The following is a 24,175-nucleotide window of genomic DNA, read 5'->3' as shown; positions in this document are numbered from 1 at the left end:
TTCATGGACGGCGGCGTGGTGGTCGAGTCCGGCCACCCCCGCGACGTCCTGACCAACCCCCAGCACGACAGGACCAAGGCGTTCCTGTCGAAGGTCCTCTAGCAGCAAACGGGGAAGGGGCGGTACGGAGAACTCTCCGTACCGCCCCTTCCCCGTACGGGGCTCCGGTCGGCTGAACGGCGGCATGTCGCCTTGCGTCGGCCCGGCCGGAGCCGGAGCGTTTTCTCGCCGCGACCGTGCGCCTGATCGGAGACTCCCTGTGGACGCCCCGCCGACGATGATGCTCGGTCCGGACCGGTCGGCCGAGCGTGTCGTGCGGCCGCGGCGCGCGCTCCGCGCGGGGGCCTCCCAGGTGTTCGCGGCGGCCCTGGGGTTCGTCCTGGGGCTGTTGCTGCCGGGGATCGACGGCGGGTACCAGGTGGCCGCGCAGCGGGCCGTGGACGTGCTGAAGGTCGTCGGCCTGGGCGTGCTGAGCGTCGCGACGCTGATCTTCTCGGTGCTGTTCCTGGTCGTGCAGTGGGCGGCGGGGAACTTCAGTCATCGGCTCGTCCTCTTCCGGACCGATCCCGTGGTGTGGCGGCTCTTCGCCCTCGTGGTGGGCGTCCTGGCGTTCTCGGTCACGGCGACCCTTGCGACCGGCTCGCGCCGTACCGTGTCCGTGGCCGTGCCCGCGCTGGCCCTGGTGCTTGCCGCGACAGCTCTCGTACAGGTCCGGCGGCTGCAGTTGAGGGCCTTGAAGTCCATCCAGCTCGCGCACGTCCTCGCCGACGTACGCGACCGGGGGCGGGAGGTCCTGCGGGCGATGTACCCGTCGCCGGACGACACGGACGACGCCGTGCCCGATGCTCACGAGGCACGCGCCCTGCCGGAGGTGACGTCGACCGTCGTCTGGGCCGGTGACAGCGTCCTCCTGGCTCAGGTGGACTGGCTGCGCTTGGTACGGGTGGCGACGGGGGCGGACGCGGTGGTGGTCGTGAAGGTGCCGGTGGGGAGCACGCTCCACCCGGGTGACCTGGTGGCCGAGGTCCGCGGTGGCCGTGTGCCCGACGCGGTGGTGCTGCGGGCGGTGGTCGGCGAGATCGAGCGCACCTTCCACCAGGATCCGACGTTCGCCTTCCGGCTCCTTGCCGACATCGGGCTCCGTGCACTCTCCCCCGCGATCAACGACCCAGCGACCGCCGTCCAGGTCCTCGACGCCGTGGAGGGCCTGCTCCGGCCGCTCGCCGCGGCGGAGCTGGGCGACCGGTCGATCGCCGATGCCACGGGTGCCGTAAGGGTCGTGATGTGCCTGCCGGCCTGGGAGGAGTTCCTGCGGGTCGGGTTCGACGACCTGTGCCGTGCGGCCTCGGATCAGCCGATGGTGCTGTCCCGCGCCCGGCACCTGCTCCTTCGGGTACGGGAGGCGGCGCCGGAGGGGCGCCGTCCGGCCATGGAGGAGCGACTGGCCTGGGTGGACCAGGAGCTCGCGGACAGACACCCGGCGTTCCTGCGCGAGCCGACCGACCGCTGATCGCCCTACTCGACAGGCTTGTCCAGGCGGCCGAGGCGACGGCGGCCCGTCCCCTCCGGCACCGCCGCGCTCTCCCGCAGTCCGTCGGGGTCGGTCTCGGAGGCTCGCCGGTACCAGCCGCCGTACCGCCCGGCGAGCGCCGGCGCGGAGACGCCGTGCAGCAGGACGCTGAGGGCCACCGTGACGGCGACGACCCGGCCCAGCAATGCCAGACCGGGAACGTGCTCCTCCACCATGAGCAGGCCGAGAACGACCGAGGCGAGTCCTCGTGGCCCGAACCATCCGATGTACGCGACCGTCGGCGCCCGCAGCCCGCTGCCGAGGAGCGAGAGGGCGACGGGCACCATGCGGACGACGGTCAGGCTGAGCAGGGCGTAGACGACGATCTGCCAGGTCAGGTGTTGGAGCGTCGGTCCGAGGAGCACGGCGCCGAAGAGCATGAGGCTGATCGAGGCCAGCAGCCCGCCGAGGTTCTCCGCGAACTCGGGCGTGTCGTCCCGGCCTTCCCGCTTCTCCTCGGGGACCCTCCCGAAGTGCCGGAGGGCATGTCCGAAGGCGAAGCCGGCGACCCAGGCGGCGATGAAGCCGCTGCCGTCGACCACCACGGCCAGTTCGTAGGAGGCGACGGCCACGGCGAGGACGTACACCTGTCCCCACTCCCGCGTGACCCACCCGCGCGCTCGGGCCGCCGCCAGCAGCCGTCCGCCGACTCCGCCGACGAGCAGCCCGAGGACCGTACTGAGCACCAGCGCCCGCCAGAAGGTGCCCGCCACGCCCTCGGCGGCGTAGGAGGTGCCGGGGATCGCGGCGAGGCAGACGACGAAGAACGGCAGCACCATGCCGTCGTTGAGGCCGCTCTCCACGTTGAGCCCCTGCCGGACGAGCCCCGGCACGCGCGGGTCGGACATGGCGCTCTTGCCCAGTGCGGCGTCCGTGGGCGCGAGGATCACGCCGAGGAGCGCGAGTTCCCACATCGTGAGCCCCGGCAGCAGGGGCCAGGCCAGCAGCCAGCCGACGGCGATGCTCAGCAGGAGCCCGATCCCGAGCAGCCGGCGGGGCAGGAAGCCGCCCGTGGTCAGGTCGCGGCGGGGGACGGTCATGGCGTCGGTGAACAGCACGAGGGTCAGGGCGGCTTCAAGGAGCACCATGATCGGCTCGGCGTCCGGTGCGAGGCTCACGAGGTCGAGGACGGCGGGGCCGATGAGGATGCCGAAGCCCGTGAACACGATGGCCGACGAGACCGGCGTCGACGCCAGGCGCCGCGATCCGAGGGCGTACGCGGCGGTGACGCTCGCCACCGCCGCCACCGTCCACGCGTCGCTGCTCATCGCTCCGCTTCCTTCGCGCCGCCTCTCTGTACGCCCCTCACGTTCCTGACGAAGCCGCCCCGGCAGCGGCCGGCTGGTCGGTGTCGCCGTGCCAGGTGGGCCAGCCGAGCAGCCGGGGGCGTTCGGTCACCCAGGCGCGGGTGTCCGTGCCGATCTCCGCGGAGATGAGCGCCTCCAGGAGCTGGGAGTAGCGCAGCACGAGGTCGCGGTGGGCCGGGTCGGAGGCGAGGTTGCGGACCTCCGCGGGGTCCTCCTGCCGGTCGTAGAGAACGACGTCGTTGTCGGCGAACAGGGCGTCCAGGTCCGCCGGGCGGTTCGGGCGCAGCGGGGAGAAGTACCGGCCGAAGGTGTAGCGGTCGTCGGTGTAGCCGCGGAGGAATCCGCGCTTGGTCCAGTCGGGACGCAGCGCACCGGACTGGATCCGTTCGCCCGCCCCCGGGTCGGCGAACTCGAACCAGAAGTCGGCGTCCAGGGTCGTGATCGACTCGACGGCGGACAGGACGCCCTCGCGTACCGGGGACCCGTCGAGGACCCGCAGCAGGGAGTGGCCCTTGAGCGCGGGATACCGGTCGGCGATCTCTTCCTGGTCCACTCCCGCGCAGGCGAGCAGGGTCGGGACGAGGTCCACGGACGACGCCAGCGCCTCGGTCCGGCCCCCTCCGGGGACATCGGGGTGGGAGAGGAGGAAGGGAACGTGGAAGTTCTCGTCGTAGACCAGGTTCCCCTTCTGCCGCAGGCCGTGGGAGCCGGCCATCTCGCCGTGGTCGGAGGTGAAGGCGACGACGGTGTGGTCCGCCTGCCCGGAGGCCTCCAGCGCGTCGAGCACCAGCTCGACGCTGCGGTCGACGTCGCGCAGCGCGTTGAGGTAGAAGTTCAGGCCGTCGTACCAGTGCGCGTCGTCGGCCACCGGTCCGAAGACGGTCTCGAGCATCCGCGCGAACTCGGCCACGGCGGGGGCGGCGCCGGACAGGTCGTCGTGCAGGCTCGGGGGCAGCGGGAAGTCCCAGCGCTTGCGGTACACGGGGATGTCGGCCGCCGCCTTCGCGACCACGGCGTGGGCGAGCCCGAACGGCAGCTGGACCTGGGGGGAGCCGCCGTAGTCGAAGCTCATGATGTCGTGCGGGTTCACGAAGTTGACCGCCATGAACCACGGCCGGTCCTCCGCGACCACGGGCGCGCGGTTGCGCAGCCACCGCACGGCCTGCCCCGCGATGACCGGGTCGATCTTCAGCCCTGCCCAGGCTCCGCCGTCGATGTCGCCCCAGTCGTTGAACTCGCTGAACCCGTACGGCTCCAGGGCGTCCGTCGTGGGTTCGGGGCGGTCCGGGGTGATGTACGCGTTCGAGAGGTGCCACTTGCCCTGATAGGTGCAGTAGTAGCCGGCCGAGCGCAGCATCGTGCCGATCGTGCCCAGGGCGGGGTCGAGGGGACGGATGTACGGCATGTTGTCGTTGTCGTAGATCTCCGTGATCGGCAGGTGCTGCCCGGTGTAGAGCACGGAGCGGGCGGAGCTGCACATGGCCGAGGCCGAGTAGAACCGGTCGAAGACCGTCCCCCGCGCCGCCAGCCGTTCCCGGGCGGGCAGCGAGAACCCGTCGGGGCGCGGGACGACCGCCCGCTCCTCGTCCGTGACGATCAACAGGATGTTGGGGCGACGCGTCATGGCCACCTGCCCTCCGACATGGTCCGCACCCCTGCGACGTGGCCGGACGGCGCAAATGCTCGATCAGTGCCCTTCGCCCGAATCTACGGCGGCCCGGCGTCCGCCGCCCGCGCGGAGGCGCCCATGTGACGCCGTCCGGGTGACGCCAGGGTGTCTCTAGGCGCCCAACTCCCGCTCCGCGACGGCACGGAAGCCGCGTGCGGGGCGGCCGGTGACGCGCAGGACCGTGTCGGTGACACGGTCCTCGGCCCCTTGGGCGATGGCCCGGTCCATGTCGGCGAGCATCGTGGCGAACTCCTCGGGCATGAAGGCGGTGAGCCGTTCGCGCAGCTCCGCGTGGGACAGCGGCCGGTGAGCCACGGCGCGCCCGGTGACCTCCGCGACGATCATGGCGATGTCCTCGTAGCCGAGGGCCTCGGGTCCGGTGAGGACGAGGTCGGTGTCGGGGGCGTGGACATCGGTCAGGGCGCGGACGGCCACGGCCGCGATGTCCTCGGCGTCGACGAAGCCGACCCTCCCGGTTCCGGTGGCGGTGCTGATGACGCCGTCGGTACGGATGCTCTGCGCGTGCACATGGTCGCCGGTGAAGTTCTGCATGAACCAGGAGGGCCGCAGCACCGCCCATTCGTCGAAGATGCCCGGCAGCGCCTTGTGGACCTGGCCCACGGCCGGCCCGCCCTCGGGGATGGCGGAGGAACTCAGCAGCACCGCGCGCCGTACGCCGGCGGCGCGGGCCCTGCGCAGGAAGGGCAGGACGACGCCCGCGGGGTCGGGGTCGCCGACGGGCGGGATCACGTAGACGCGCTCGGCGGCGTCGAGGGCGTCGGCATGGCTCGCGGGGTCGTACCAGTCGAAGCGGACCGGCTCGGCTCCGGCGACGGGCGTGCCCCGGCGACTGGCCGCCCTGACCGCGTGCCCCGCGGCCGTCAGCTGGGCGCAGGTGCGGCTGCCGGTGGTCCCGGTGGCGCCGATGACGAGGGTGGTTCGGGCGGCGGTCATCGGCTGCTCCCGGCGAGGTCGACGCCGGCGTCGAGGACGGCGAGCGGGTTCCAGTAGTCGCGGTAGGAGGTGAAGCGCCCGTCCTCGACGGTGACGACGGCGATGTACGTCATGTCGAAGGGGCGGTCGCCCGCCACGAGCCGGCCGATGCCGCGCATCTCGACGACGATGGTCCGCGGCTCGGTGGTCTCGTGGATCCGCAGGTCGGCTTCGGGGAAGTCGTGCAGGTCGATGGTGGCCGGGTAGGGGCGCATGTAGGCGGCGATCGCCTCGCGCCCGTCGAGTCGCGACGGCATTCCCGGGGGCGCGAAGGGGAACTCCATCACGCCGTCCTCGGCCCAGAGGGCGACCCAGCCGGGGATGTCCTTGTCGAGCAGGAGCCGCAGGCTGTGGCGGTACAGATCGGCGGGTGAGGCCGGTACGGGTACGGACATGGGTATGCTCCGTTCTAGAGAATACGGACCCGGGGTCCGCTTGCAAGAACGATACGGACCCAGGGTCCGCTTTTCAACCGGAGGAGCTCGTGACTCTGCCTCAGCCCGAGCGGAGGACCCGCAAGGACGCGGCACGCAACCGCCAGGCCGTCCTGGAGGCCGCCGACACCCTCTACGCCCGATCCGACAGCCCCGAGGACCTCACGATGGCCGACATCGCGGCGGCGGCCGGCGTCGGCAAGGGAACGCTCTTCCGCGCCTTCGGCGACCGCGCGGGCCTGCTCCGGGCGCTGTACGAGGCCCGCCTGGAACCGGTCCGCGAAGCCGTGGAGACGGGCCCGCCACCCCTGGGCCCCGCCGCCCCGCCCCAGGAACGCGTCCCCGCCCTGCTCGACGCGATCCTCTGCTTCAAGCTCGACAACCGCCCCCTCGCCCTGGCCCTGGAGGAGAGCGGGACGAGCGGCAGCCCGTACCAGGCCGGGCACTACGAGCACTGGCACGGCCGGCTCCGGTCGGTACTGGAACAGCTCCCCGACCTGCCCGACCCCGCCTTCACCGCCCACGCCCTGCTGGCCGCCACCCGCGCCGACCTCGTCGAACAACTGGCCGGCAAGGAAGGCGTACCGCGCGAACGGCTCCGGGCCCAACTGGCGGAATACGCAAGCAGGGTCGTGGCCACGCGCTAGCAGCGCCCCGACCTCGAACCCGGGGCCGTCAGTGATCCGTATGGACTCGACCGGCGTCGTCAAAGTCCCGTCAAGGAAGGGGCTTGAGCGGGTGGGGACGGGGATAGCTTCGAGTGCGTGCTTCGGATGCCTGGTGCGTCCGGGGCCTCAGTTGCCGCTCGCGGTCCCCATGGAGGGTCCCATGTGTCTGTTCCAGTACGACGACGATCCGGAGCCTGAAGAACCTGAGCCGGCCGGGCCTCTCTATGTGCCCGTCCGGCCGGGGCGGGCGGAGGTGGTGGTGCGGCTGTTCCGCACGCCACTCGGAGCCCGTACCGCAGTAGGGTTCACCAACCAGGAGCGACTGGCCGCCACGCTCGGCGCCGAGCAGCCCTGGATCCGGCTCACCGAGTCCGCGCTCCGCGCCATCGCCGAGCCGATCGGCGCGTCGACACTGACCATCGACCCGACCCTCACCGCACCCGCGGTCACCGTCGGGGCGATCGACTCCCCCACCACTCCGGTCCTGCCGGCCCCCGGCACCGCCGCCACCCAGGCCGCCTAAAGGGGCCCACCACGGCTAGCGCCGTCCTCGGAGGGGTGGGGCGACCTCATCCCTCCGAGGCGTGGACCGTCGAAGAAGTCCAAGAAGTCTGAGAAGTCGAAAAATAGGGACCGCCCGACCTTGCCCCTCGCTCGGCCGGGCGGTCCTCTTTTGGGACGACCGTCTCCGTGGCAGGTTCCTCACGCCCGTCCGGGCCCCCGCTTCCGGACTGGGCGTTTTCTGGTGGTGATGGTCAATCACCCACCGACCCACGCCACGGACGATCATCCGTCCCCCCTACGTCGATCATTCTGCGATCCACTTCGGCCAGGATCTGCCCCCGCTGACGCGGCCCTGACGGTGTTCGGGTCCGGATTCACGCGTTGTTGACAGTCGACGGCCAGGTCTCCGACTTGCCTGGAAGGAAAGTCGGGGCTAGCTTTCCTGGCAGGAAAGTAAAACGGGGACGCGGGAGGGCATGCGACGTGAGCACATCGGTGGACGCCGAACAGGCGTGGAGGGACCTGCAGCGCATCCGTGTGCCGCAGGAGCGGGTGTACGACGAGGTCGAGCGGTCCGCCGCGGGCGGGCGGGGCAGTACCTGGGCCACGGCCGGGCTCATGTGGCTCTTCCTGGCCGGCCTGGGCCTGGACCTGCCCGGGTGGGGCGTGGCGCTGGTCATCGCCGCGTACGCCGCGCTGCTGGGCGTGCTGGGCACGCTCCACCATCGCCGGAGCCGGGTGCTCCTGCACCACACCCGGTGCACCTGGCGGATGTTCGCCACCTTCGGCGCCGGGGCGGTGGTCACCGGCGGGACGACCGTGCTGTCCGGCCGTCTGGTCGACTCGCTGGAGCCGATGGCCGGCAGCCTGATCCAGGCCACGGTCTCCGCGACGGTGTTCCTGCTCTTCGTCGGGCCCGCGAGCCGCTGGGCCGCCCGGTCGGTGCGGGGCCGGGGAGCGTCAGCCATGGGGGGCGAGCGATGAGCATTCCCGTCGGCTTCGACGAGCTGATCCACCCCGCGACCCGCCTGTCGGTGGTCTCGCTGCTCGCCGCCACCGAATGGGCGGACTTCGCGTTCGTCCGCGACAGCCTCTCGCTCAGCGACTCCGCGCTCTCCAAGCAGCTGCACACCCTGGAGGAGGCCGGATATCTGGAGCTCCACAAGGACGGCGGCGGCCGCAAGCGGCGCACCCGGGTACGTCTTACGGACCGCGGCCGCTCCGCCTTCGAGGGGCATGTCGCGGCGCTCCGGGCGATCGTCGAGGGCGCCGGGTTCCCGGCGGCGACCCACGCGCCGACACCGCAGCCGGATCACTCGGGGGCCGGGCGATGACGGCGCGGCGCACCTCCGCCGAGCCCGTCGTCCACGCGCGCGACGTCCGAATGGCGTACGGCGACATCGATGTCCTCCCCGGCGTCGACCTGGACATCCACCGCGGCGAGGTCTTCGCGCTGCTCGGGCCCAACGGCGCGGGGAAGACCACCACGGTCGAGATCCTGGAGGGCTTCCGGCGGCGTTCGGGCGGTGAGGTGAGCGTCCTCGGTACGGACCCGGAGCGCGGCGACGACGCGTGGCGCGGCCGGATCGGGCTCGTCCTGCAGTCCTGGCGCGACCACGGCCGCTGGCGGGTCGCCGAGCTGCTGACGCACTTCTCCACGTACTACCCCGACCCCCGCGACCCGGCCGAACTGCTCGCCCTGGTCGGACTCGCCGAGCAGGCGGGCCGGCAGGTGGCCCGGCTGTCCGGCGGGCAGCGCCGGCGCCTCGACGTCGCGCTCGGCATCGTCGGCCGACCCGAACTCCTCTTCCTGGACGAGCCGACCACCGGCTTCGACCCGGAGGCGCGGCACGAGTTCCACGTCCTGGTCGAGCGGCTCGCCCGCGACGAGGGCGTGACCGTCGTGCTCACCACCCACGACCTGGTGGAGGCCGAGCGGCTCGCCGACCGGATCGCCATGCTCGTCGGCGGGCGGATCAGGGCCTGCGGCACGCCCGCGGAGCTGGCCCGGCGGGCCGCCGCGCAGGCCGAGGTCCGCTGGACGGCCGTGGACGGCACGTCCCGCCGCGAACGCACCGAGGACCCCTCGCGGCTGGTCTGGGAACTCCACCGGGACGCGGAAGGACCGATCGCCGGCCTCGAAGTCCGCCGCCCGACGCTGGAGGACACGTACCTGCACATGGTGCACCGCGAGACAGCAGAGAAGGCACCGGTGGCATGACGAAGACACCCAGGACGAACGCCTGGCGTGCCGGGCTCCGGCGCGGCCTCATCGAGCTGCGGCACCTCCTGCGCAACGGCAAGGAGATGTCCGGCCACCTGAGCAACGTGATCGTCGCGGTGGTCATCGCCGCGTACGTCGACGGCGATGTGGCCGGCACCGGGACCCCGATGGCCCATCTGGTGCTCGCGGGCTTCGCCGCCTATCTGCTGTTCCAGATCGGGCTCATCAACCTCCCCCAGATACTCGTGACCGAGCGGGAGGAGGGCGTTCTGCTGCGGCTGCGCGCCACGCCCGGCGGGATCCCGGCCTACCTCGTCGCCAAGTGCCTGCTGGTCGTCGTCGTGGCGGTCGGCACCCTGGTCCTGCTCCTGGCGGCCGCGGCGCTCCTTGCCGACGGGCCGCTGCCGCACGGGCCGGGCGGCTGGCTGACGCTGCTGTGGGTCACCGCGCTCGGGCTGCTCGCCGTCGTGCCGCTGGGCGCGGCCATCGGGGCCGTACTGCCCAATCCCCGCGAGGCGTTGGCGCTGATCATGCTGCCGATGCTGGGGCTCCTGTTCACCTCAGGGGCGGTGTTGCCGCTCGGCGCGCTGCCCGTGCCGGTCCAGCAGGTGGCCGCGGTGTTCCCGCTCAAGTGGACGGCGCAGGGGCTGCGTTCGGCGCTGCTCCCCGACTCGGCGCGGTCCGCCGAGGCGGCCGGCTCCTGGGAACTGCCCATGGTCGCCCTGGTCCTGACCGCCTGGGCGGTCCTCGGGTTCCTCCTCGCCGTGCCCCTGCTGCGCCGCGCCGCCCGCCGCGAGACCGGGTCCCGGCTGTCCGCGCGGCACCGCAAGGCGGCGCGGAGCGGCGCCCTGCCTGCGTAACGACGGAAATGCCGCCGCCGGTTCCACGAAGCTCGTGGAACCGGCGGTCGGGGATGGTCGTCGCTAGAGCAGTCCGTCCGCCACCGCTCCGAGCGAGAGGGCGGGGAGGAAGTTCAGCAGCGCCAGGATCACCGAGGCAGCCGTGGCCAGGACGACGAAGCTGACGCCGTGCGCGCGCAGGGTGCCCACCGTGACGACACCGGGTTGCTGCTTGGCCAGTCGCCCGGCGAGTGCCAGGACGCAGACCATCGGCAGGTAGCGCCCGGCCAGCATCGCGAACACCATCAGCAGGTTGTGGAAGTCGGTGGCGCCGTTGAAGCCGGCCATCGCGCTGCCGTTGCTGTTGGTGTTGCTGGTGTACGCGTAGATGAGCTCCGTCAGGCCGTGTGCCCCCGGGTTGCCCATCGAGCTCTGGCCGTGCCCGAGGGCGAGCGCCAGACCCACGCAGGCGAGGATCACGGTCGGCGGGATCAGCGCGTAGGTGACGACCCAGCGCATCTCGCCGTAGCCGATCCGCTTGCGGAGGTACTCGGGCGTGCGGCCGACCATGAGTCCGCCGATGAAGACGGCCACGAGGACCACAACAATCAGGCCGTACAGACCGCTGCCGGTGCCGCCGGGGGCGATCTCGCCGAGCATCATCGCGGACAGCAGCACTCCGCCGCCGAGGCTGGAGAAGCTGTCGTACGACGCGTTGGCCGCACCGTCCGCCGAGCCCGTGGCGGCCACGCCGAAGAGGGTCGAGCCGGGGATGCCGAAGCGGGCCTCGGTGCCCTCGAACTGTCCGCCGACCGCCTCGGTGACCGTGCCGGTGTGGGTGGACTGGGCCAGCGTGCCGGCCGCGAGCAGCAGGCCGAAGAGGATGCCCACGACGGTGAGCAGGGTCCAGCTCTGCTTGAGGCTGCCGATCATCCGGCCGAACATGCGGATGCAGGCCGTCGGGACGAGCAGCATGAGCACGATCTCGAACGCGTTGGTCCACGCCGAGGGGTTCTCGAAGGGGTGCGCGCTGTTGGCGTTGAAGACGCCGCCGCCGTCGCCCGAGAACAGCTTGAGCGCCTCCCATGATGCTGCGGGCCCGCCGAGCAGGGTCTGCTCGCCGCCCGCGACCGTGGAGACGGTCTGGCCGCCGCCGAGGCTCTGGACCACGCCGCCGGCCATCAGGACGAGGCCGCCGAGGACCGCGATGGGCAGCAGGACGCGGAAGATGGTGCGGGACAGGTCGACCCAGAAGTTGCCGAGGTCGGAGGTCGAGCGCCGGATCAGGCCCCGGATGAGGACGAGGGCCACGCAGATGCCGACGGCCGCGGACGCGAACGCCTGAACGCCGAGGCCCGCCATGACGGCGAGGTGCCCGGTGGTGGACTCACCGGCGTAGTTCTGCCAGCTGGTGTTGGTGGTGAAGGAGACCGCGGTGTGCAGCGCGAGCCGCCACGGCATGCCCTCGTGCCCCGTGGACCAGGGCAGCTTGTCCTGGAAGGTGAAGAGGGTGAACAGCGCCGCGATGCTCATGACTGTGAAGGCGAGCAGGGCGGTGAGGTAGTGCCGCCAGGTCTGCTCCCGGTTCGGGTCGACGCCGCAGACCCTGTACAGCACCTTCTCCGTACGGCTGTGTCTGCCGCCGTCGAGGACGCGTGCCATGTAGTCGCCGAGCGGGACGTGCAGTCCCACGACCACGGCGAGAATGATCGATGCCTGGATCCAGGCCGCCATGATCAGGCTCCCTGCTTCGGGTACGTGCGGTCGAGCGCGATGTTGAGCTCGACGACATTGACGACGGGCTCACCGAGCACGCCGAGCGTGCGGCCGGTGGTGTACTTCTCGATCAGCTTGCGGACCTCGGCCTCGCCCGTGGACCGCTCGCGAGCGATACGGGGCGTCTGCAGGGCGGCGTAGGCCGGGCTGATGTGCGGGTCGAGGCCGCTGGCGCTCGCGGTCACCGCGTCGGCGGGGACCTTCGGGTCGGCCGGGGCGTCGCCGCGGACGGGCGTGGCCACGGCCTTGCTGTGGTCCTCGCCCTCCTTGGCGCACTCGACCGTGACGCCTTCGTACTCGGCGCGGAACGGCTTGGCCGGGCAGGCCTGGTTGAGGCTGACGACCCGGGTGACGCGGCCGCTGGTGCCCCCGTCGCGGAAGACGCCGAGGACCGCGCCGACGCCGTCGTCCGTGCAGAACGGACGCGAGCCGTCGACGCCTTCGAGGTCGCCGACCGCCTTGCTGCGGCCGCACACCAGGGTGAGCAGGCTCGGCTTGTCCGGGGTGTCGACGACGGACTCGGGGCCCTGGTTTCCGGCGCCCGAGGCCGTGGCGTCGTAGCCCGTGCCCGCGTTGGACGGCCGGGACTGGAAGTACCGCGCGATCGGGTTGCCCTCGGCGTCGGTGAAGGACTGGCCGATCAGGGAGGAGCCGGCGACCTTGCCGTCGACACCCTTGACCGTGGAGCCCTCCGCCTTGTCTCTCAGCCCCGGCACGTGGGCCGCGGCCGTGAGTGCCAGGGGGTAGAGCAGGCCGGTGAGCACCGTGAGGACGAGGACGACCCGGAGTGCGGCGATGTGCTGGGCGAGCCAGTGCGGGATGCGTGTCATGGTCAGATCCCCGGGATGAACTGGACGAGGGCGAAGTCGATGAACTTGATGGCCAGGAACGGGGCGATGACGCCGCCGAGTCCGTAGATCCACAGGTTGCGGGTGAGCAGCGCGGACGCGGACGAAGGCCGGTAGCGCACACCGCGCAGCGCGAGCGGGATCAGCGCGACGATGACGACCGCGTTGAAGACGACCGCGGACAGGATCGCCGACAGCGGCGAGTGCAGGTCCATGATGTTGAGCCGGCCGAGGCCCGGGTACACCGCGGCGAACATCGCGGGCAGGATCGCGAAGTACTTCGCGATGTCGTTGGCGATCGAGAAGGTGGCCAACGCCCCACGGGTGATGAGGAGTTGCTTGCCGATCTCGACGATCTCGATGATCTTCGTGGGGTCGGAGTCGAGGTCGACCATGTTGCCGGCCTCCTTCGCGGCCGACGTACCCGTGTTCATCGCCACGCCGACGTCCGCCTGCGCGAGCGCGGGCGCGTCGTTGGTGCCGTCTCCGGTCATCGCGATGAGCTTGCCGTCGGCCTGCTCCTTCTTGATGAGGGCGAGCTTGTCCTCGGGGGTGGCCTCGGCGAGGAAGTCGTCGACGCCGGCCTCCTCGGCGATGGCCTTGGCGGTCACCGGGTTGTCGCCGGTGACCATCACCGTACGGATGCCCATCCGGCGCAGCTCGTCGAAGCGCTCCCGCAGACCGGGCTTGACGACGTCCTTGAGGTGGACGACGCCGAGCACCTCGGCCGTGCCGTCGCTCGTCGACTCCGCGACGGCCAGCGGCGTACCTCCGGACGCGGAGACCTGCTCCACGGTCGCGTCGAGCGCGACCGGGACCTCGCCGCCCTGCTCGCGCACCCAGGCGGCGACCGCGGCGGCCGCACCCTTGCGCAGCCGCCTGCCGTCGGGCAGGTCGACCCCGGACATGCGGGTGGCGGCGGTGAACGGCACCCAGGTGGCGCCTTCGACGACCCGCTCGGTCAACTGGTGCTTCTCGTAGGCGTACTCGACGATCGACCGGCCCTCGGGCGTCTCGTCGGCGAGCGAGGAGAGCAGCGCGGCGCGGGCGAGCCGGTCGACCGGCTCCTGGCCGACCGTCAGGAAGGCGCTGGCGCGGCGGTTGCCGAAGGTGATGGTGCCGGTCTTGTCGAGCAGCAGCGTGTTGACGTCTCCGGCGGCCTCGACGGCCCGTCCGGACATGGCCAGGACGTTGCGCTGGACGAGCCGGTCCATGCCCGCGATGCCGATCGCGGACAGGAGCGCGCCGATCGTGGTGGGGATCAGGCAGACGAGCAGCGAGACGAGGACGATGCCGGTGACGCCGTCGGCGGTCAGGGCGGCGGTGTCCTGCGCGGCCGCCATGGCGTCCTTGGAGAAGATCGCCATCGGCTGCAGGGTCACGACCGCGACCAGGAAGACGAAGGTCAGCATGACCAGGAGCAGGTTGAGGGCCAGCTCGTTGGGGGTCTTCTGCCGGTTGGCGCCCTCGACCAGGCCGATCATGCGGTCGAGGAAGCTCTGCCCGGGCTCCTGGGTGACACGGACGACGAGCCGGTCGGACAGTACTCGGGTGCCGCCGGTGACCGCGCTGCGGTCGCCGCCGGACTCCCGGATCACGGGCGCGGACTCGCCGGTGATCGCGGACTCGTCGACGCTCGCGGCGCCTTCGATGACGTCGCCGTCGCCTGGGATCAGCTCGCCGGCGGGTACGGACACGATGTCGCCGCGCCGGAGCTCGGAGGCGGCGACCTCCTCTTCCACGTACGAGCCCTCGGCGGCGCCGGGCTCCCAGCCGGCGAGGCGGCGGGCGACGGTCTGCTGACGGGTCCTGCGCAGCGTGTCGGCCTGGGCCTTGCCGCGGCTCTCCGCGACGGCTTCGGCGAGGTTGGCGAAGATGACCGTGAGCCAGAGCCAGCCGGTGATCAGCCAGCCGAAACCGGAGGGGTTGAACAGTGCGATGCCGGTGGTGAGCGCGGCACCGACCTCGGTCACGAACATGACCGGGTTACGGAACAGGGTCACCGGGTTCAGCTTGCGCAGGGCCTGCGGCAGCGCGCGCCACAGCTGCTTCGGATCGAGCATTCCGGCACCGACCCGGCGCGGACGCTCGGGTGCGGAGGGCTGGTGGTCGACCGCGGGGGCTGGGCGTTCCCGCACGGGAGCGGACATCAGAATCGCTCCGGCTTGATCAGGGCCACCACAAGGTAGCCGAGCAGCGCGACGGCCACGATCAGGCCGACGATGTTTTCCACGGTCATCGAGAGGACCTCGTACTCAGACAGGAAGGGGACGGACAGGGTGCTGCGTGAGCAGCGGTGATGGTCCTCCGCCGGGGGAACCCGGCGGAGGACCATGGGTAAGGGGGGCTCTTCTAGAGGCCGATGTCCCGGCGGCTCATGTCGTCGAGCGACTCACGGCGTACGAGAGTGCGGGCGGCGCCGTCCTTCACGGCGACGACGGGCGGGCGGCCGACCAGGTTGTAGCCGGAGGCCATGGACAGGTGGTACGCGCCTGCCACCGGTACGGCGAGCAGGTCGCCGGGGTGGACGTCCTCGGGCAGCGGGACCTCCTCCGCCAGCACGTCTCCGGCCTCGCAGTGGCGGCCGACGACGGTGACGAGACGGGGAGCCGCCGTGGAGTGACGGCCGATCAGCCGGGGCGAGTAGCGCACCCCGTAGAGCGCGGGCCGGGGGTTGTCGCTCATGCCGCCGTCGACGGCGACGAAGGTGTGCGACCCGGTGCGCTTGACCGAGAGGACCCGGTAGACGCAGACGCCGGCGGGGCCGACGACCGCCCGGCCCGGCTCGATCGTGAGCCGGGGCACGGCCAGCTTCACCTTGCCGCAGCCGTCGTGCAGTTCGGCCAGGACGCGGCCCGCGAGCACCTGCACGTTGAGGTTCTCCTCGCCGGGCCGGTAGGCGATGCCGTGTCCGCCGCCGATGTTCAGCTGCGGCAGCTCGACGCCGTGCTGCTCCCTGATCCGCGCCATCAGGCCGATCATGCGCCGCACGGCGGAGATGTACGGCTTGACGGAGGTGATCTGCGAGCCGATGTGGCAGTGCAGTCCGACGAGTTCGAGGCGGGGCTGGTCGAGCACCCGGGCGATCGCGTGCTGCGCGGAGCCGTCCGTGATGGAGAGACCGAACTTCTGGTCCTCCGTACCGGTCCGCACCTTGGCGTGGCCGCCGGCCGCGATGCCGGGGACGACGCGCAGCATGACCTGCTGGCGGGAGCCCTGCGGCACGATCGCGGCGAGGCGCGCGATCTCCGAGGGGCTGTCGACGACGATGCGGCCGACACCGAGGCGTACGGCGGTGTCGAGGTCCTCGGGGCTCTTGGCGTTGCCGTGCAGGACGATCTTCTCGGGCGGGAAGCCGGTGGTGACGGCGAGCGTCAACTCCCCCGCCGAGCACACGTCGAGGCCGAGGCCTTCCTCCTGGACCCAGTGGACCATGGCCCGGCACAGGAACGCCTTGGCGGCGTAGATGACGTCGGCCTCGGGGAACGCGGTGCGGTACGTACGGCAGCGCTCCCTGACCTCGTCCTCGTCCAGGACGTAGACGGGGGTGCCGAACCGGGCCGCGGTCTCGGCGAGCGACACACCGGCGACGCTGACGTCCCCTTCGTGCTCGGGACGCGTGGAGCGGGGCCAGATGGACAGGCCGTCGGTCTCGCCCGGGGCGGGCGACGGCACCAGGGGGGATTCAAGCGATACGGACACGACGCCTCCTCAGCCGATCAGAAGGTGGACGCAGGAGACGAGAGCGGCGGCGCCCGTCACGCGGAGGACACCGACGTGCTGCGGGTCCCATGTCCGCCAGGAGTTCTCGTCGTCGCGGGTCTTGGAGACCCCGGGGGCGCAGAACTGCGGGTCGACGGTGAGGGCGGTGACACCGAGGGGCGCTACGAGGGAGCGCAGCGCGGGCTCGGAGAGCCTGATGCAGGCGTGGTCCGGGCCGAGCGTGGCGGCGAGTCCGGCCTCGGACGTGAATCCGACGGCCGTGCGGTCACCCAGAGGAGTACGGAAGAGGCGGGCGCTGTAGCCCGCGGGTCCCGACCGGACGGGAACGAGAAGAGGTCCGGCCGGGATCCGTTCGGAAGGCTCGGGGTCCTCGGAGTGTTCGACTTCAGACATGGCAGTGCCCCTCGGAAAGGTGAAGAAGTTGCGGTGTCGCCCGGCCGGGGTGGCCGTGCGTGCTCCGAGATGAAGCTATGCCCGCCGGGTCGGGATCCAGCCACCCCGCTGACGGGCGCTTGACGCGATTGCCCGGACCCGTAACGCGCTCCTGACGGGTACCCGGCCGGGTTGTGGCGAGGGTCTCGGGAATGCCCCGGGACACGGCCCCTGCGATCAGGGCGCGCCCTCCGTCAGCTGACGGGCGTCGAAGCGTGACCACCGGCCGAGCCGGCGGTGCGCGGAGTCCAGCTCGCTCAGCAGCGGCGAGGGCGGTACGGCGAGAACGGGGCAGGCGGCGTGGGCGACGCAGTACCGGACGACCGACGGGAACATGAGCCGGCGCAGACCGCCGCGCCGCCCCGCGCCGATGACCAGGAGATCGCCGGCGCGGTCGGCCGCCTCCACCAGCGCCGGGCCCGGCAGACCGCGCGCGGTCACGCCCTGCCAGGGCACCCCGGGGCCCGCGCCGCCGAACGCGTCGTCCATGGTTTCAAGGAGCCGCTCCACCGCCGCCCGCTGGAAGTCGACCGCCGGAGGGCACACCAGGCGCCGCTGGGCCAGCTCACCGTCCGGCGGCAGCCAGGACAGGACGGCCACCAGCTCGGCCCGGGTACGGCGCGCCTCGTCCACGGCCCGGTGCAGCGCCGCCAGGCTGCCCAGCGAACCACTCACCCCGACCACGACGCGCCGGCCCTCGGCACCGCTCATCGCTCCATCACTCCTCGGCATACGCACCTGCTGACATGGGTGCTCCCTGCATACGCCCGAGGACGGAGAGATGCCATGGCGTCCGGGAGCGCCTGACACATCTCTGACGCCAGGAGGTCTCTACGCCGCTTGACGCGGCTTGCGGGGTGCGGCCGTCGGAAGGGTGAGCACCATCGCGAAGGCGGAGCCGTTCGCCGCGGGCTCCAGGGTGCCGCCCATCGCCTCGGCCAGGCCGCGGGAGAGCCGCAGGATCACGCTGTCCGTCTTCGGCCGGCCCGCCTTCGCCGGGGGCCCGGCGTGCTCCGCGCTCTCGGCCGCCCTGTCGGGGGTCCCGTCGGAGGTCCCGTCGGAGGTCCCGTCCGTCGTTCCGTCCGACACCCGGATCGCCAGCCGCCCGGGCCCTGGCCCTGGCTCGGTCTCTGCCGTCAGCCGCGCGGGCCGATCGGGTGGGGCGTGGCGCAGGGCCTCCGCCGCGAGCGCGGCCAGTACGCGGGTGAGCACCGCCGCGTCGGCGATCACGTCGGGCAGCTGTTCCGGCAGGCTGAACTGGATCCGCCGGCTGCCGGGGCCGAGGGTGTCCAGGACCTCGGTCAGGATCTCGTCGAGGTCGACGGGGCGCGGGTACATGTCGAGGGACTCGGCGTGCAGCCGGCTGAGGACGTCGAGGTCCCTGACGAGCTGGGCGGCACGGCGCACCGACGACCGCGCCGTGGCGAGAGACCGCTCCTCCTCAGGGTGGGTGGAGAGGCGGTGGAGGGCCTCCTCGGCGGTGCGCAGCGGGGCCCGCAGGTCGCGGCTCGCGGCGAGGAGCAGGGAGGCCCGGGTGTGTTCGGCCTCGGCGCGGTGGCCGGTCTCGGCCGCGGCGGCGGCGAGCCGGCCGTGCACGTACGCGAGCACCAACTGCGCGGCGCACGCCCCGAGCAGCAGCCGGTCGTCACTGCTCAGGCTCCGGCCCCGGGCGGCCAGGGTCAGCCCCTCACCGGCGGGGCACTCCACGTCCGCGTCGTACGGGCGGCGCGGCGGGTCCTCACCGGCGTCGGCGACCACATGCCAACGGGGCTCGGCGGGGTGCCCGGTGTCCTCCTCCAACAGGCTGACCGCGTCAAGGCCGAAGTCCTCCCTTACCTGTTCGAGGAGGGCCGGCAGGGCCTCGCCGCCCATCAGGGCGGCGGCCAGTCTGCTCAGCGCCCGCGCCTCGGATCTCGCGCGGACGGCCTCGTAGGTCCGGCGCGCGGCCATGCCCGAGGCCATGCCGACCACGACGGCCGTGACCACGAACACGACCAGAGCCAGGACGTCGGACGTGCGCTCGACGTGGAGCGAATGCAGGGGCTCGGAGAAGTAGTAGTCGGCGAGCAGGCCGGCGGCCAGCGCGGCGATCAGGGCGGGCACGAGCCCGCCGACGAGCGCGATGACGACGATCCCCAGGAGATAGAGCAGCAGGACGAAGGCGAGGTCCACGTCGTCGCGCATGGCGGCGAGCAGCAGGGTGAGGGCGGGCAGCGCGACCGCCGCCAACAGCATCGCCGCCCAGAAGCGCCGTCGCCACCCCGGTCCGATGGCGTGCGGCGGGTGCGGGAGCCGCAGGCGGGGCGAGGACCCGGCGGCCTCCTCGTGGGTCACGACGAGGACGTCGATCGGGCCGGACCGCCGGATCGTACGGTGCCCCACGCTTCCGTACAGGAAGGTCGAAAGCCGTCCGCGCCGACTGGCGCCCAGCACGATCTGCGTGACGTTCTCGGCCTCCGCGAACTGGATCAGGGTCTCGGGGAGGTCGTCGCCGGTCGTCTGGTGGTAGCTGCCGCCGAGCGACTCCACGAGGGCGCGCTGGGCGGTGAGGGCGGCCGGGTCGGCGTGGACGAGTCCGTCGCTCGGCACGACGTGCAGGGCGAGGAGTTCGCTGCCAGGGGTGCGGGCGGTGACGCGGGCCGCCCGGCGGATCAGGGTCTCGCCCTCCGGGCCGCCGGTCAGGGCGACCATGATGCGTTCGCGGGTCTCCCAGGGGTCGGTGATGCCGTGCTCGGCGCGGTAGCGCTGCAGGCCCTCCTCGACGCGGTCCGCGAGCCACAGCAGCGCGAGTTCCCGCAGGGCGGTGAGGTTGCCGAGGCGGAAGTAGTGGGTGAGGGCGGCCTCGACGCGGTCCGCGGGGTAGATCTCGCCGTGCAGCATGCGCCGCCGCAGCAGCTCCGGGTCCAGGTCGACCAGCTCGATCTGGTCGGCTCGGCGCGCCACCTCGTCGGGCAGGGTCTCGCGCTGCGGTACGCCGGTGATCTGCCGGACCACGTCGCCCAGGGATTCCAGGTGCTGGACGTTGAGGGTGGTGACGACGTCGATGCCCGCGTCGAGGAGCTCCTCGACGTCCTGCCATCGCTTGGCGTGGCGGGTGCCCGGCACGTTGGTGTGGGCGAGTTCGTCGACGAGGGCGACCTGCGGGTGACGGGCGAGGACCGCGTCCAGGTCCATCTCGGTGAAGACCGCTCCGCGATGGGTCATGGTCCGGCGGGGGACGGTCTCCAGACCTTCCGCGAGGGCGGCGGTGGGTCGTCGCCCGTGCGGTTCCACGAAGCCGACGACCACGTCGGTACCGAGCGAGCGCAGCCGCTGGGCCTCCTCCAGCATCGCGTACGTCTTGCCCACCCCGGGGGCTGCCCCCAGGTGGATCCGCAATCGTCCTCGCGGCATCGGCGGGCTCCTGCCGGCTGGTCGCACCCACGCGCTCTCCCTCCATGATGCGCGCCCCAGGGGGTGTCAGACCCTGCAGGAGCCGGCCGCCGCCTCAGTGCTGGTGGGCGCCCGCTGCGGGTTTCTCCTCCGACACCGCCGCTCCGTGGCTTCCGTGGTCTCCGTGGCCCGGTACGGTTCCGTCCGGCTTGGCCACCAGGAAGAGACCGGCCATGCCCATGTCGGAGTGGCTCTGGACGTGGCAGTGGTACATCCAGGCGCCGGCCCCGACGTGCTCACCCGCGATGACCTGGAACCCGAACGAGTCCGCCGGGCCGGTGATCTTGTTGTCGATCACCCGGCTCACGTCCTCCGGTCCTGCCAGGAGCCCCGTACGGTTGTCGGCCCAGCGATGCCCGTGCATGTGGAACGTGTGGTAGTACTCGCCATGCGTGATCATGATGATCTCCACCCGGTCCCCCACCGTGGCAAGGAAGTCGGGCGGATCGGCCGCCGGCCGGTTGTTGATCGTCATGTCGTTGAACACGATCGTGAACTGCTTGTCCGGGAGGACATCGCCCTTGCGGCGCACCACCAGGCCGCCGTACAGGCCCTTGCGGATGCCTCCGGTGCCGTGATCCGTGCCCACGACGTGGTCGTGGTAGTGCCAGTACCCGGCGCTGCCTGGGCGCCAGGTGCCGTCGGGGCGGCGGCCCGGCGTGTGGGTGCGCCAGGTGTACGTACGGGTGGCGCCGGGTTCGACGTGGCTGCCGCTCATCCGCGTGCCGTCGTTGTCGATGTCGTAGTCCACGCCGTGCGGATGCAGGCTCACGGCGACGTCCATCAGGTTCTCGAACTCGATGTGCAGGGTGTCGCCCTCGACGATGTCGATCAGCGGTCCTGGCACGGTGGCCTTGCCCTTCTCCAGGCCGTACGCCATCCGGCCGTCGGCCAACTTCTCGGCGTACAGCTTGAGATGGCGTATCTGGCCACCGGCGGGGGCAGTTCTGGGTGGGGCGGCGGGTGCGGCGTTGGAGGCGGAGGCGAGAGACAACGATGTCACGCCGGTCGCGGCGACGGCCCCGCCCGCGAGCAGGCGACGGTTGAAACTGCGTCTGTCCATGTCGAACTCTCCGGTCTTCGGGGGAGATTGACGGGTCGGAGCCCCTGGGGACGGCCCACACGGTAGCGGGACGGCTGTCGTTTATCCACATCCAGGACAAAGTCGGTCCGGTTGCGGTCATAGCCCTTGGCGAACCGAGCAAAGAGGTCTAGCTTCAACGGCTGTTGTTGTGACCTCAGAGGGATGGGTGACCCATGAAGCGCACACCACATCGCCGGTCGAGATCAAGAACAGGCCTTGCCGTGGCGGCACTTGGGGCAGGCGCCCTGACGGCCTCCCTGCTCGGCGGCGACCCCGCCTCGGCCAGACCGTATCCGGACCCACCGTCGACCCTGACGTCGACAACGTTGTCTCTCCCGTCTCCGCCGGGCGGCGCGAACGTACGGGTGCTCGTCTTCCACGGCTCGGCGACCGCCGAGTCCCCGACGGTCGACGCGGGGATAGCGGCCGTCGAGTCCATCGGGCTCACCGGGCCCGCCGCCGGTCGCTACCGTACGGAGGCCACCGACGACCCGGCCGTCTTCACCGACGCCAAGCGGCTCGGCAAGTTCAACGCGGTGGTGTTCCTGACCGGGGGCGGCGATGTGCTCGACCCGGAGCAGGAGGCGGGCCTCGAGTCCTACATGGAGGTGGGCGGCGGTTTCGTCGGTGTCCACGAGGCCGCCCGCACCGAGCCGTACTCCTCCTGGTTCACCGGCCTGGTGGGCGCACGGCCGACCGGCGCGCCGAGCAGTACGCAGCGCGCCGTGGTGGAGGTCGGCGACCGACAGCATCCGGCCACCAAGTCCCTTCCGCTGGAGTGGAAGCGGCCCGACAAGTGGTTCAACTGGGACCGCAACCCGTCCGGCACCGTGCACACCGTGGCGCGGGTCCGGGAGGGCTCGTTCCAGCCGGTGGCCAAGCCGAACGGCTGGGACCACCCGGTGTCCTGGTGCCGTGACTACGACGGCGGCCGGTCCTTCTACACCGCCATGGGCGGCACCGTCGACAGCTACGCCGAGACGGACTTCCGCGACCACCTGCGCGGCGCGATCGCCTGGACGGCGCGCATCTCCCAGGCGGACTGCAAGGCGACGATCGACGCCAACTACACCGCCGAGCGGGTCACCAAGCCCAATCAGCCGGGCCAGAACGACCAGATCGGCGAGCCGCACGGCCTGGTCGCCGCCCCCGACGGGCGGATCCTGTACATCGGCCGCGGCGGCGCCGACGCCGGCGTGCCGGTGGTCACCGACTGGAACAACCCGGCCATCGGCAAGGGCAACGGCGAGGTCCACGTCTACGACCCGAGGACCAAGCAGGTCACGAAGGCCGGCGCGCTCACCGTCTTCGGCAACAAGGGCGGCGGCGACGAGCTGATCAAGAACGAGGAGGGGCTGCTCGGCATCGAGCTCGACCCCGACTTCATGACCAACGGCTGGGTCTACCTCCACTACACGCCGCACTCCCGGATCGACCGCGCCGCGCACATGGGCGAGCGGAGGGTCTCCCGCTTCACCCTCGACCTCGCGACGAACAGGCTCGACCTGGCGAGCGAGAAGGTGCTGCTGAGCTGGCCCGTCCAGATCCACAGCTGCTGTCACGCGGGCGGCGGGATGGCCTGGGACTCCAAGGGCAACCTGTACATCGCCACCGGTGACACCAACTCATCCGGATCCAGCGGCGGTTACTCCGGCAACAACCCCGCGCCGAACTTCCAGGGCGTCTCCTTCGCGGACGCGCGCCGCACCGCGGGCAACACCCACAACCTCAACGGCAAGATCCTGCGGATCCACCCCGAGGACGACGGCACCTACACCCTCCCCGCGGGCAATCTCTTCACCGGCGAGGAGACCGAGGAGGGCGGGGAGAAGACCCGGGGCGAGATCTACGTGATGGGCGTGCGCAACCCCGCGCGCATCTCCGTCGACAAGACGACCGACATCCTCTACGCGGGCTGGGTCGGCCCCGACGCGGGCGCGCCGTCGACGACGTGGGGCCCGGCGAAGTACGACACGTTCGCCGCGATCACCAAGGCGGGCAACCACGGCTGGCCGTACTGCATGGGCAACAAGCAGCCCTACCGGGACCGCGGCCTGACCGATCCGAGCAAGCCGCTCGGCTGGTACGACTGCAACGCGCCGAAGAACGAGTCGCCGAACAACGACGGCCTCGTGAACCTGCCGCCGGTGACGGCCAACACCATCTGGTACTCGCCCCAGGGCGGCGGCGTGGACTACCCGAGGGACGCCAACGGCATCCCGAGCTACAAGCAGGAGGAGCAGAAGCTGCTGCTCCCGTGGCTGAAGGGCGGCGGGCAGGCCACCATGAACGGGCCGCTCTACCGCTACGACGCGGCGAGCGACTCGACGGTCAAGTGGCCGTCGTACTGGGACGGCAAGTGGTTCGTCGGTGACTTCTACGACGGCGACCAGCCGCGGCACGCCGTGCTGACCGATCCGAAGACGGTCGGCAAGGGCGGACTGCCGGTGCACGCCGAGTCGTTGAAGAAGATCATCCCGGTCGGGCAAGGCGGCATCCGGAACCTGATGGACTGGAAGTTCGCCCCCGACGGCTCGCTGTACGTCCTCGACTACGGGCGCGGCTTCTTCACCTCGCACCCCGACTCCGCGCTGTGGCGCGTGACCTACAAGGGCGGCGGGCCGACCCCGGCCGCGGACCAGCTCGCACGGAAGGCGGCACGGTGAGAAGGA

General features: G+C 71.7%; 21 protein-coding genes and 1 pseudogene. 9 read left to right on the top strand and 13 right to left on the bottom strand.

Annotated features, from left to right (window positions below; all coding sequences use genetic code 11):
• A pseudogene (locus ACFWRO_RS14110) lies at positions 1 to 102 on the top strand (ectoine/hydroxyectoine ABC transporter ATP-binding protein EhuA); the annotation flags it as partial.
• Positions 103 to 259: 157 nt separating this feature from the next.
• Positions 260 to 1,510 carry a DUF2254 family protein gene (locus ACFWRO_RS14105; protein ID WP_384509179.1) on the top strand — a complete coding sequence of 417 codons (1,251 nt, stop codon included), beginning with the start codon at positions 260 to 262 and terminating at the stop codon, positions 1,508 to 1,510.
• Between the two features lie 5 nt (positions 1,511 to 1,515).
• Here ACFWRO_RS14105 and ACFWRO_RS14100 read toward each other — a convergent pair whose 3' ends face one another.
• The 4 genes from ACFWRO_RS14100 to ACFWRO_RS14085 all read right to left on the bottom strand — a co-directional run bounded on the left by ACFWRO_RS14100 (position 1,516) and on the right by ACFWRO_RS14085 (position 5,934).
• Positions 1,516 to 2,838: a cation:proton antiporter gene (locus tag ACFWRO_RS14100; protein WP_384509177.1), complete on the bottom strand. Its 1,323-nt coding sequence runs from the start codon at positions 2,836 to 2,838 to the stop codon at positions 1,516 to 1,518.
• Between the two features lie 37 nt (positions 2,839 to 2,875).
• Complete coding sequence (locus tag ACFWRO_RS14095; protein WP_384509174.1) at positions 2,876 to 4,501, bottom strand: sulfatase-like hydrolase/transferase; 1,626 nt, start codon at positions 4,499 to 4,501, stop codon at positions 2,876 to 2,878.
• 156 nt (positions 4,502 to 4,657) lie between these two features.
• Entirely contained in the window at positions 4,658 to 5,500 is an 843-nt protein-coding gene (locus ACFWRO_RS14090; protein ID WP_384509171.1) for an NAD(P)H-binding protein, read from the bottom strand.
• Positions 5,497 to 5,934 (bottom strand): nuclear transport factor 2 family protein, encoded by a 438-nt coding sequence (locus ACFWRO_RS14085; RefSeq protein ID WP_384509168.1) that lies wholly within the window; start codon positions 5,932 to 5,934, stop codon positions 5,497 to 5,499. Before ACFWRO_RS14085 ends, ACFWRO_RS14090 begins: the two co-directional genes overlap by 4 nt.
• Positions 5,935 to 6,023: 89 nt before the next feature.
• Here ACFWRO_RS14085 and ACFWRO_RS14080 point away from each other — a divergent pair, with 89 nt between their 5' ends.
• From ACFWRO_RS14080 to ACFWRO_RS14055, 6 genes are all read left to right on the top strand, one after another.
• Positions 6,024 to 6,620, top strand: coding sequence for a TetR/AcrR family transcriptional regulator (locus ACFWRO_RS14080; RefSeq protein ID WP_384509165.1), 597 nt, complete (start codon positions 6,024 to 6,026; stop codon positions 6,618 to 6,620).
• 181 nt (positions 6,621 to 6,801) lie between these two features.
• A complete protein-coding gene (locus ACFWRO_RS14075; RefSeq protein WP_384509162.1) occupies positions 6,802 to 7,164 on the top strand; it encodes an SAV_915 family protein in 363 nt (120 codons plus the stop codon).
• A gap of 464 nt (positions 7,165 to 7,628) precedes the next feature.
• Complete coding sequence (locus ACFWRO_RS14070) at positions 7,629 to 8,129, top strand: hypothetical protein (RefSeq protein WP_384509159.1); 501 nt, start codon at positions 7,629 to 7,631, stop codon at positions 8,127 to 8,129.
• Positions 8,126 to 8,479, top strand: a complete 354-nt coding sequence (locus tag ACFWRO_RS14065; protein ID WP_384509157.1) for a transcriptional regulator — start codon at positions 8,126 to 8,128, stop codon at positions 8,477 to 8,479. The genes ACFWRO_RS14070 and ACFWRO_RS14065 overlap by 4 nt, the downstream gene beginning before the upstream one ends.
• Positions 8,476 to 9,366 carry an ABC transporter ATP-binding protein gene (locus tag ACFWRO_RS14060; protein ID WP_384509154.1) on the top strand — a complete coding sequence of 297 codons (891 nt, stop codon included), beginning with the start codon at positions 8,476 to 8,478 and terminating at the stop codon, positions 9,364 to 9,366. Before ACFWRO_RS14065 ends, ACFWRO_RS14060 begins: the two co-directional genes overlap by 4 nt.
• Positions 9,363 to 10,229 carry an ABC transporter permease gene (locus ACFWRO_RS14055; protein WP_384509152.1) on the top strand — a complete coding sequence of 289 codons (867 nt, stop codon included), beginning with the start codon at positions 9,363 to 9,365 and terminating at the stop codon, positions 10,227 to 10,229. The genes ACFWRO_RS14060 and ACFWRO_RS14055 overlap by 4 nt, the downstream gene beginning before the upstream one ends.
• A 63-nt stretch (positions 10,230 to 10,292) precedes the next feature.
• Here the strand turns inward: ACFWRO_RS14055 and kdpA are convergent, their stop codons facing one another.
• From kdpA to ACFWRO_RS14010, 9 genes are all read right to left on the bottom strand, one after another.
• On the bottom strand, positions 10,293 to 11,942 hold the full coding sequence (kdpA, locus tag ACFWRO_RS14050; RefSeq protein WP_384509149.1) for a potassium-transporting ATPase subunit KdpA: 1,650 nt from the start codon (positions 11,940 to 11,942) through the stop codon (positions 10,293 to 10,295).
• Between the two features lie 2 nt (positions 11,943 to 11,944).
• Complete coding sequence (locus ACFWRO_RS14045) at positions 11,945 to 12,814, bottom strand: potassium-transporting ATPase subunit C (protein WP_384509146.1); 870 nt, start codon at positions 12,812 to 12,814, stop codon at positions 11,945 to 11,947.
• Between the two features lie 2 nt (positions 12,815 to 12,816).
• Entirely contained in the window at positions 12,817 to 14,982 is a 2,166-nt protein-coding gene (gene kdpB, locus ACFWRO_RS14040; protein WP_384509144.1) for a potassium-transporting ATPase subunit KdpB, read from the bottom strand.
• Positions 14,982 to 15,071, bottom strand: a complete 90-nt coding sequence (kdpF, locus tag ACFWRO_RS14035) for a K(+)-transporting ATPase subunit F (RefSeq protein WP_384509140.1) — start codon at positions 15,069 to 15,071, stop codon at positions 14,982 to 14,984. Before kdpF ends, kdpB begins: the two co-directional genes overlap by 1 nt.
• 113 nt (positions 15,072 to 15,184) lie before the next feature.
• A complete protein-coding gene (gene lysA / locus ACFWRO_RS14030) occupies positions 15,185 to 16,534 on the bottom strand; it encodes a diaminopimelate decarboxylase (protein ID WP_384509137.1) in 1,350 nt (449 codons plus the stop codon).
• Positions 16,535 to 16,543: 9 nt separating this feature from the next.
• Positions 16,544 to 16,948: an SAV_915 family protein gene (locus ACFWRO_RS14025; RefSeq protein ID WP_384509135.1), complete on the bottom strand. Its 405-nt coding sequence runs from the start codon at positions 16,946 to 16,948 to the stop codon at positions 16,544 to 16,546.
• A gap of 216 nt (positions 16,949 to 17,164) precedes the next feature.
• Complete coding sequence (locus ACFWRO_RS14020) at positions 17,165 to 17,698, bottom strand: universal stress protein (protein WP_384509132.1); 534 nt, start codon at positions 17,696 to 17,698, stop codon at positions 17,165 to 17,167.
• 120 nt (positions 17,699 to 17,818) lie between these two features.
• Entirely contained in the window at positions 17,819 to 20,380 is a 2,562-nt protein-coding gene (locus tag ACFWRO_RS14015) for a DUF4118 domain-containing protein (protein WP_384509129.1), read from the bottom strand.
• A gap of 94 nt (positions 20,381 to 20,474) precedes the next feature.
• Positions 20,475 to 21,482: a multicopper oxidase domain-containing protein gene (locus ACFWRO_RS14010; RefSeq protein ID WP_384509126.1), complete on the bottom strand. Its 1,008-nt coding sequence runs from the start codon at positions 21,480 to 21,482 to the stop codon at positions 20,475 to 20,477.
• Positions 21,483 to 21,676: 194 nt separating this feature from the next.
• Here ACFWRO_RS14010 and ACFWRO_RS14005 point away from each other — a divergent pair, with 194 nt between their 5' ends.
• On the top strand, positions 21,677 to 24,169 hold the full coding sequence (locus ACFWRO_RS14005; RefSeq protein ID WP_384509124.1) for a ThuA domain-containing protein: 2,493 nt from the start codon (positions 21,677 to 21,679) through the stop codon (positions 24,167 to 24,169).
• The last annotated feature ends 6 nt before the right edge of the window (positions 24,170 to 24,175 follow it).

Origin of the sequence: Streptomyces sp. NPDC058579 (assembly GCF_042718575.1) — a bacterium.
Classification (GTDB): domain Bacteria; phylum Actinomycetota; class Actinomycetes; order Streptomycetales; family Streptomycetaceae; genus Streptomyces.
This window is presented reverse-complemented; position numbering and strand designations above follow the sequence as displayed.

Coding starts and splice junctions, on each gene's coding strand:
- ACFWRO_RS14010 (WP_384509126.1), bottom strand. CDS start 21,482: ATGGACAGACGCAGTTTCAACCGTCGCCTGCTCGCGGGCGGGGCCGTC.
- ACFWRO_RS14005 (WP_384509124.1), top strand. CDS start 21,677: ATGAAGCGCACACCACATCGCCGGTCGAGATCAAGAACAGGCCTTGCC.
- kdpF (WP_384509140.1), bottom strand. CDS start 15,071: ATGACCGTGGAAAACATCGTCGGCCTGATCGTGGCCGTCGCGCTGCTC.
- kdpB (WP_384509144.1), bottom strand. CDS start 14,982: ATGTCCGCTCCCGTGCGGGAACGCCCAGCCCCCGCGGTCGACCACCAG.
- ACFWRO_RS14025 (WP_384509135.1), bottom strand. CDS start 16,948: ATGTCTGAAGTCGAACACTCCGAGGACCCCGAGCCTTCCGAACGGATC.
- ACFWRO_RS14065 (WP_384509157.1), top strand. CDS start 8,126: ATGAGCATTCCCGTCGGCTTCGACGAGCTGATCCACCCCGCGACCCGC.
- ACFWRO_RS14020 (WP_384509132.1), bottom strand. CDS start 17,698: ATGAGCGGTGCCGAGGGCCGGCGCGTCGTGGTCGGGGTGAGTGGTTCG.
- ACFWRO_RS14055 (WP_384509152.1), top strand. CDS start 9,363: ATGACGAAGACACCCAGGACGAACGCCTGGCGTGCCGGGCTCCGGCGC.
- ACFWRO_RS14100 (WP_384509177.1), bottom strand. CDS start 2,838: ATGAGCAGCGACGCGTGGACGGTGGCGGCGGTGGCGAGCGTCACCGCC.
- kdpA (WP_384509149.1), bottom strand. CDS start 11,942: ATGGCGGCCTGGATCCAGGCATCGATCATTCTCGCCGTGGTCGTGGGA.
- ACFWRO_RS14015 (WP_384509129.1), bottom strand. CDS start 20,380: ATGCCGCGAGGACGATTGCGGATCCACCTGGGGGCAGCCCCCGGGGTG.
- ACFWRO_RS14085 (WP_384509168.1), bottom strand. CDS start 5,934: ATGTCCGTACCCGTACCGGCCTCACCCGCCGATCTGTACCGCCACAGC.
- ACFWRO_RS14095 (WP_384509174.1), bottom strand. CDS start 4,501: ATGACGCGTCGCCCCAACATCCTGTTGATCGTCACGGACGAGGAGCGG.
- ACFWRO_RS14090 (WP_384509171.1), bottom strand. CDS start 5,500: ATGACCGCCGCCCGAACCACCCTCGTCATCGGCGCCACCGGGACCACC.
- ACFWRO_RS14075 (WP_384509162.1), top strand. CDS start 6,802: ATGTGTCTGTTCCAGTACGACGACGATCCGGAGCCTGAAGAACCTGAG.
- ACFWRO_RS14045 (WP_384509146.1), bottom strand. CDS start 12,814: ATGACACGCATCCCGCACTGGCTCGCCCAGCACATCGCCGCACTCCGG.
- ACFWRO_RS14060 (WP_384509154.1), top strand. CDS start 8,476: ATGACGGCGCGGCGCACCTCCGCCGAGCCCGTCGTCCACGCGCGCGAC.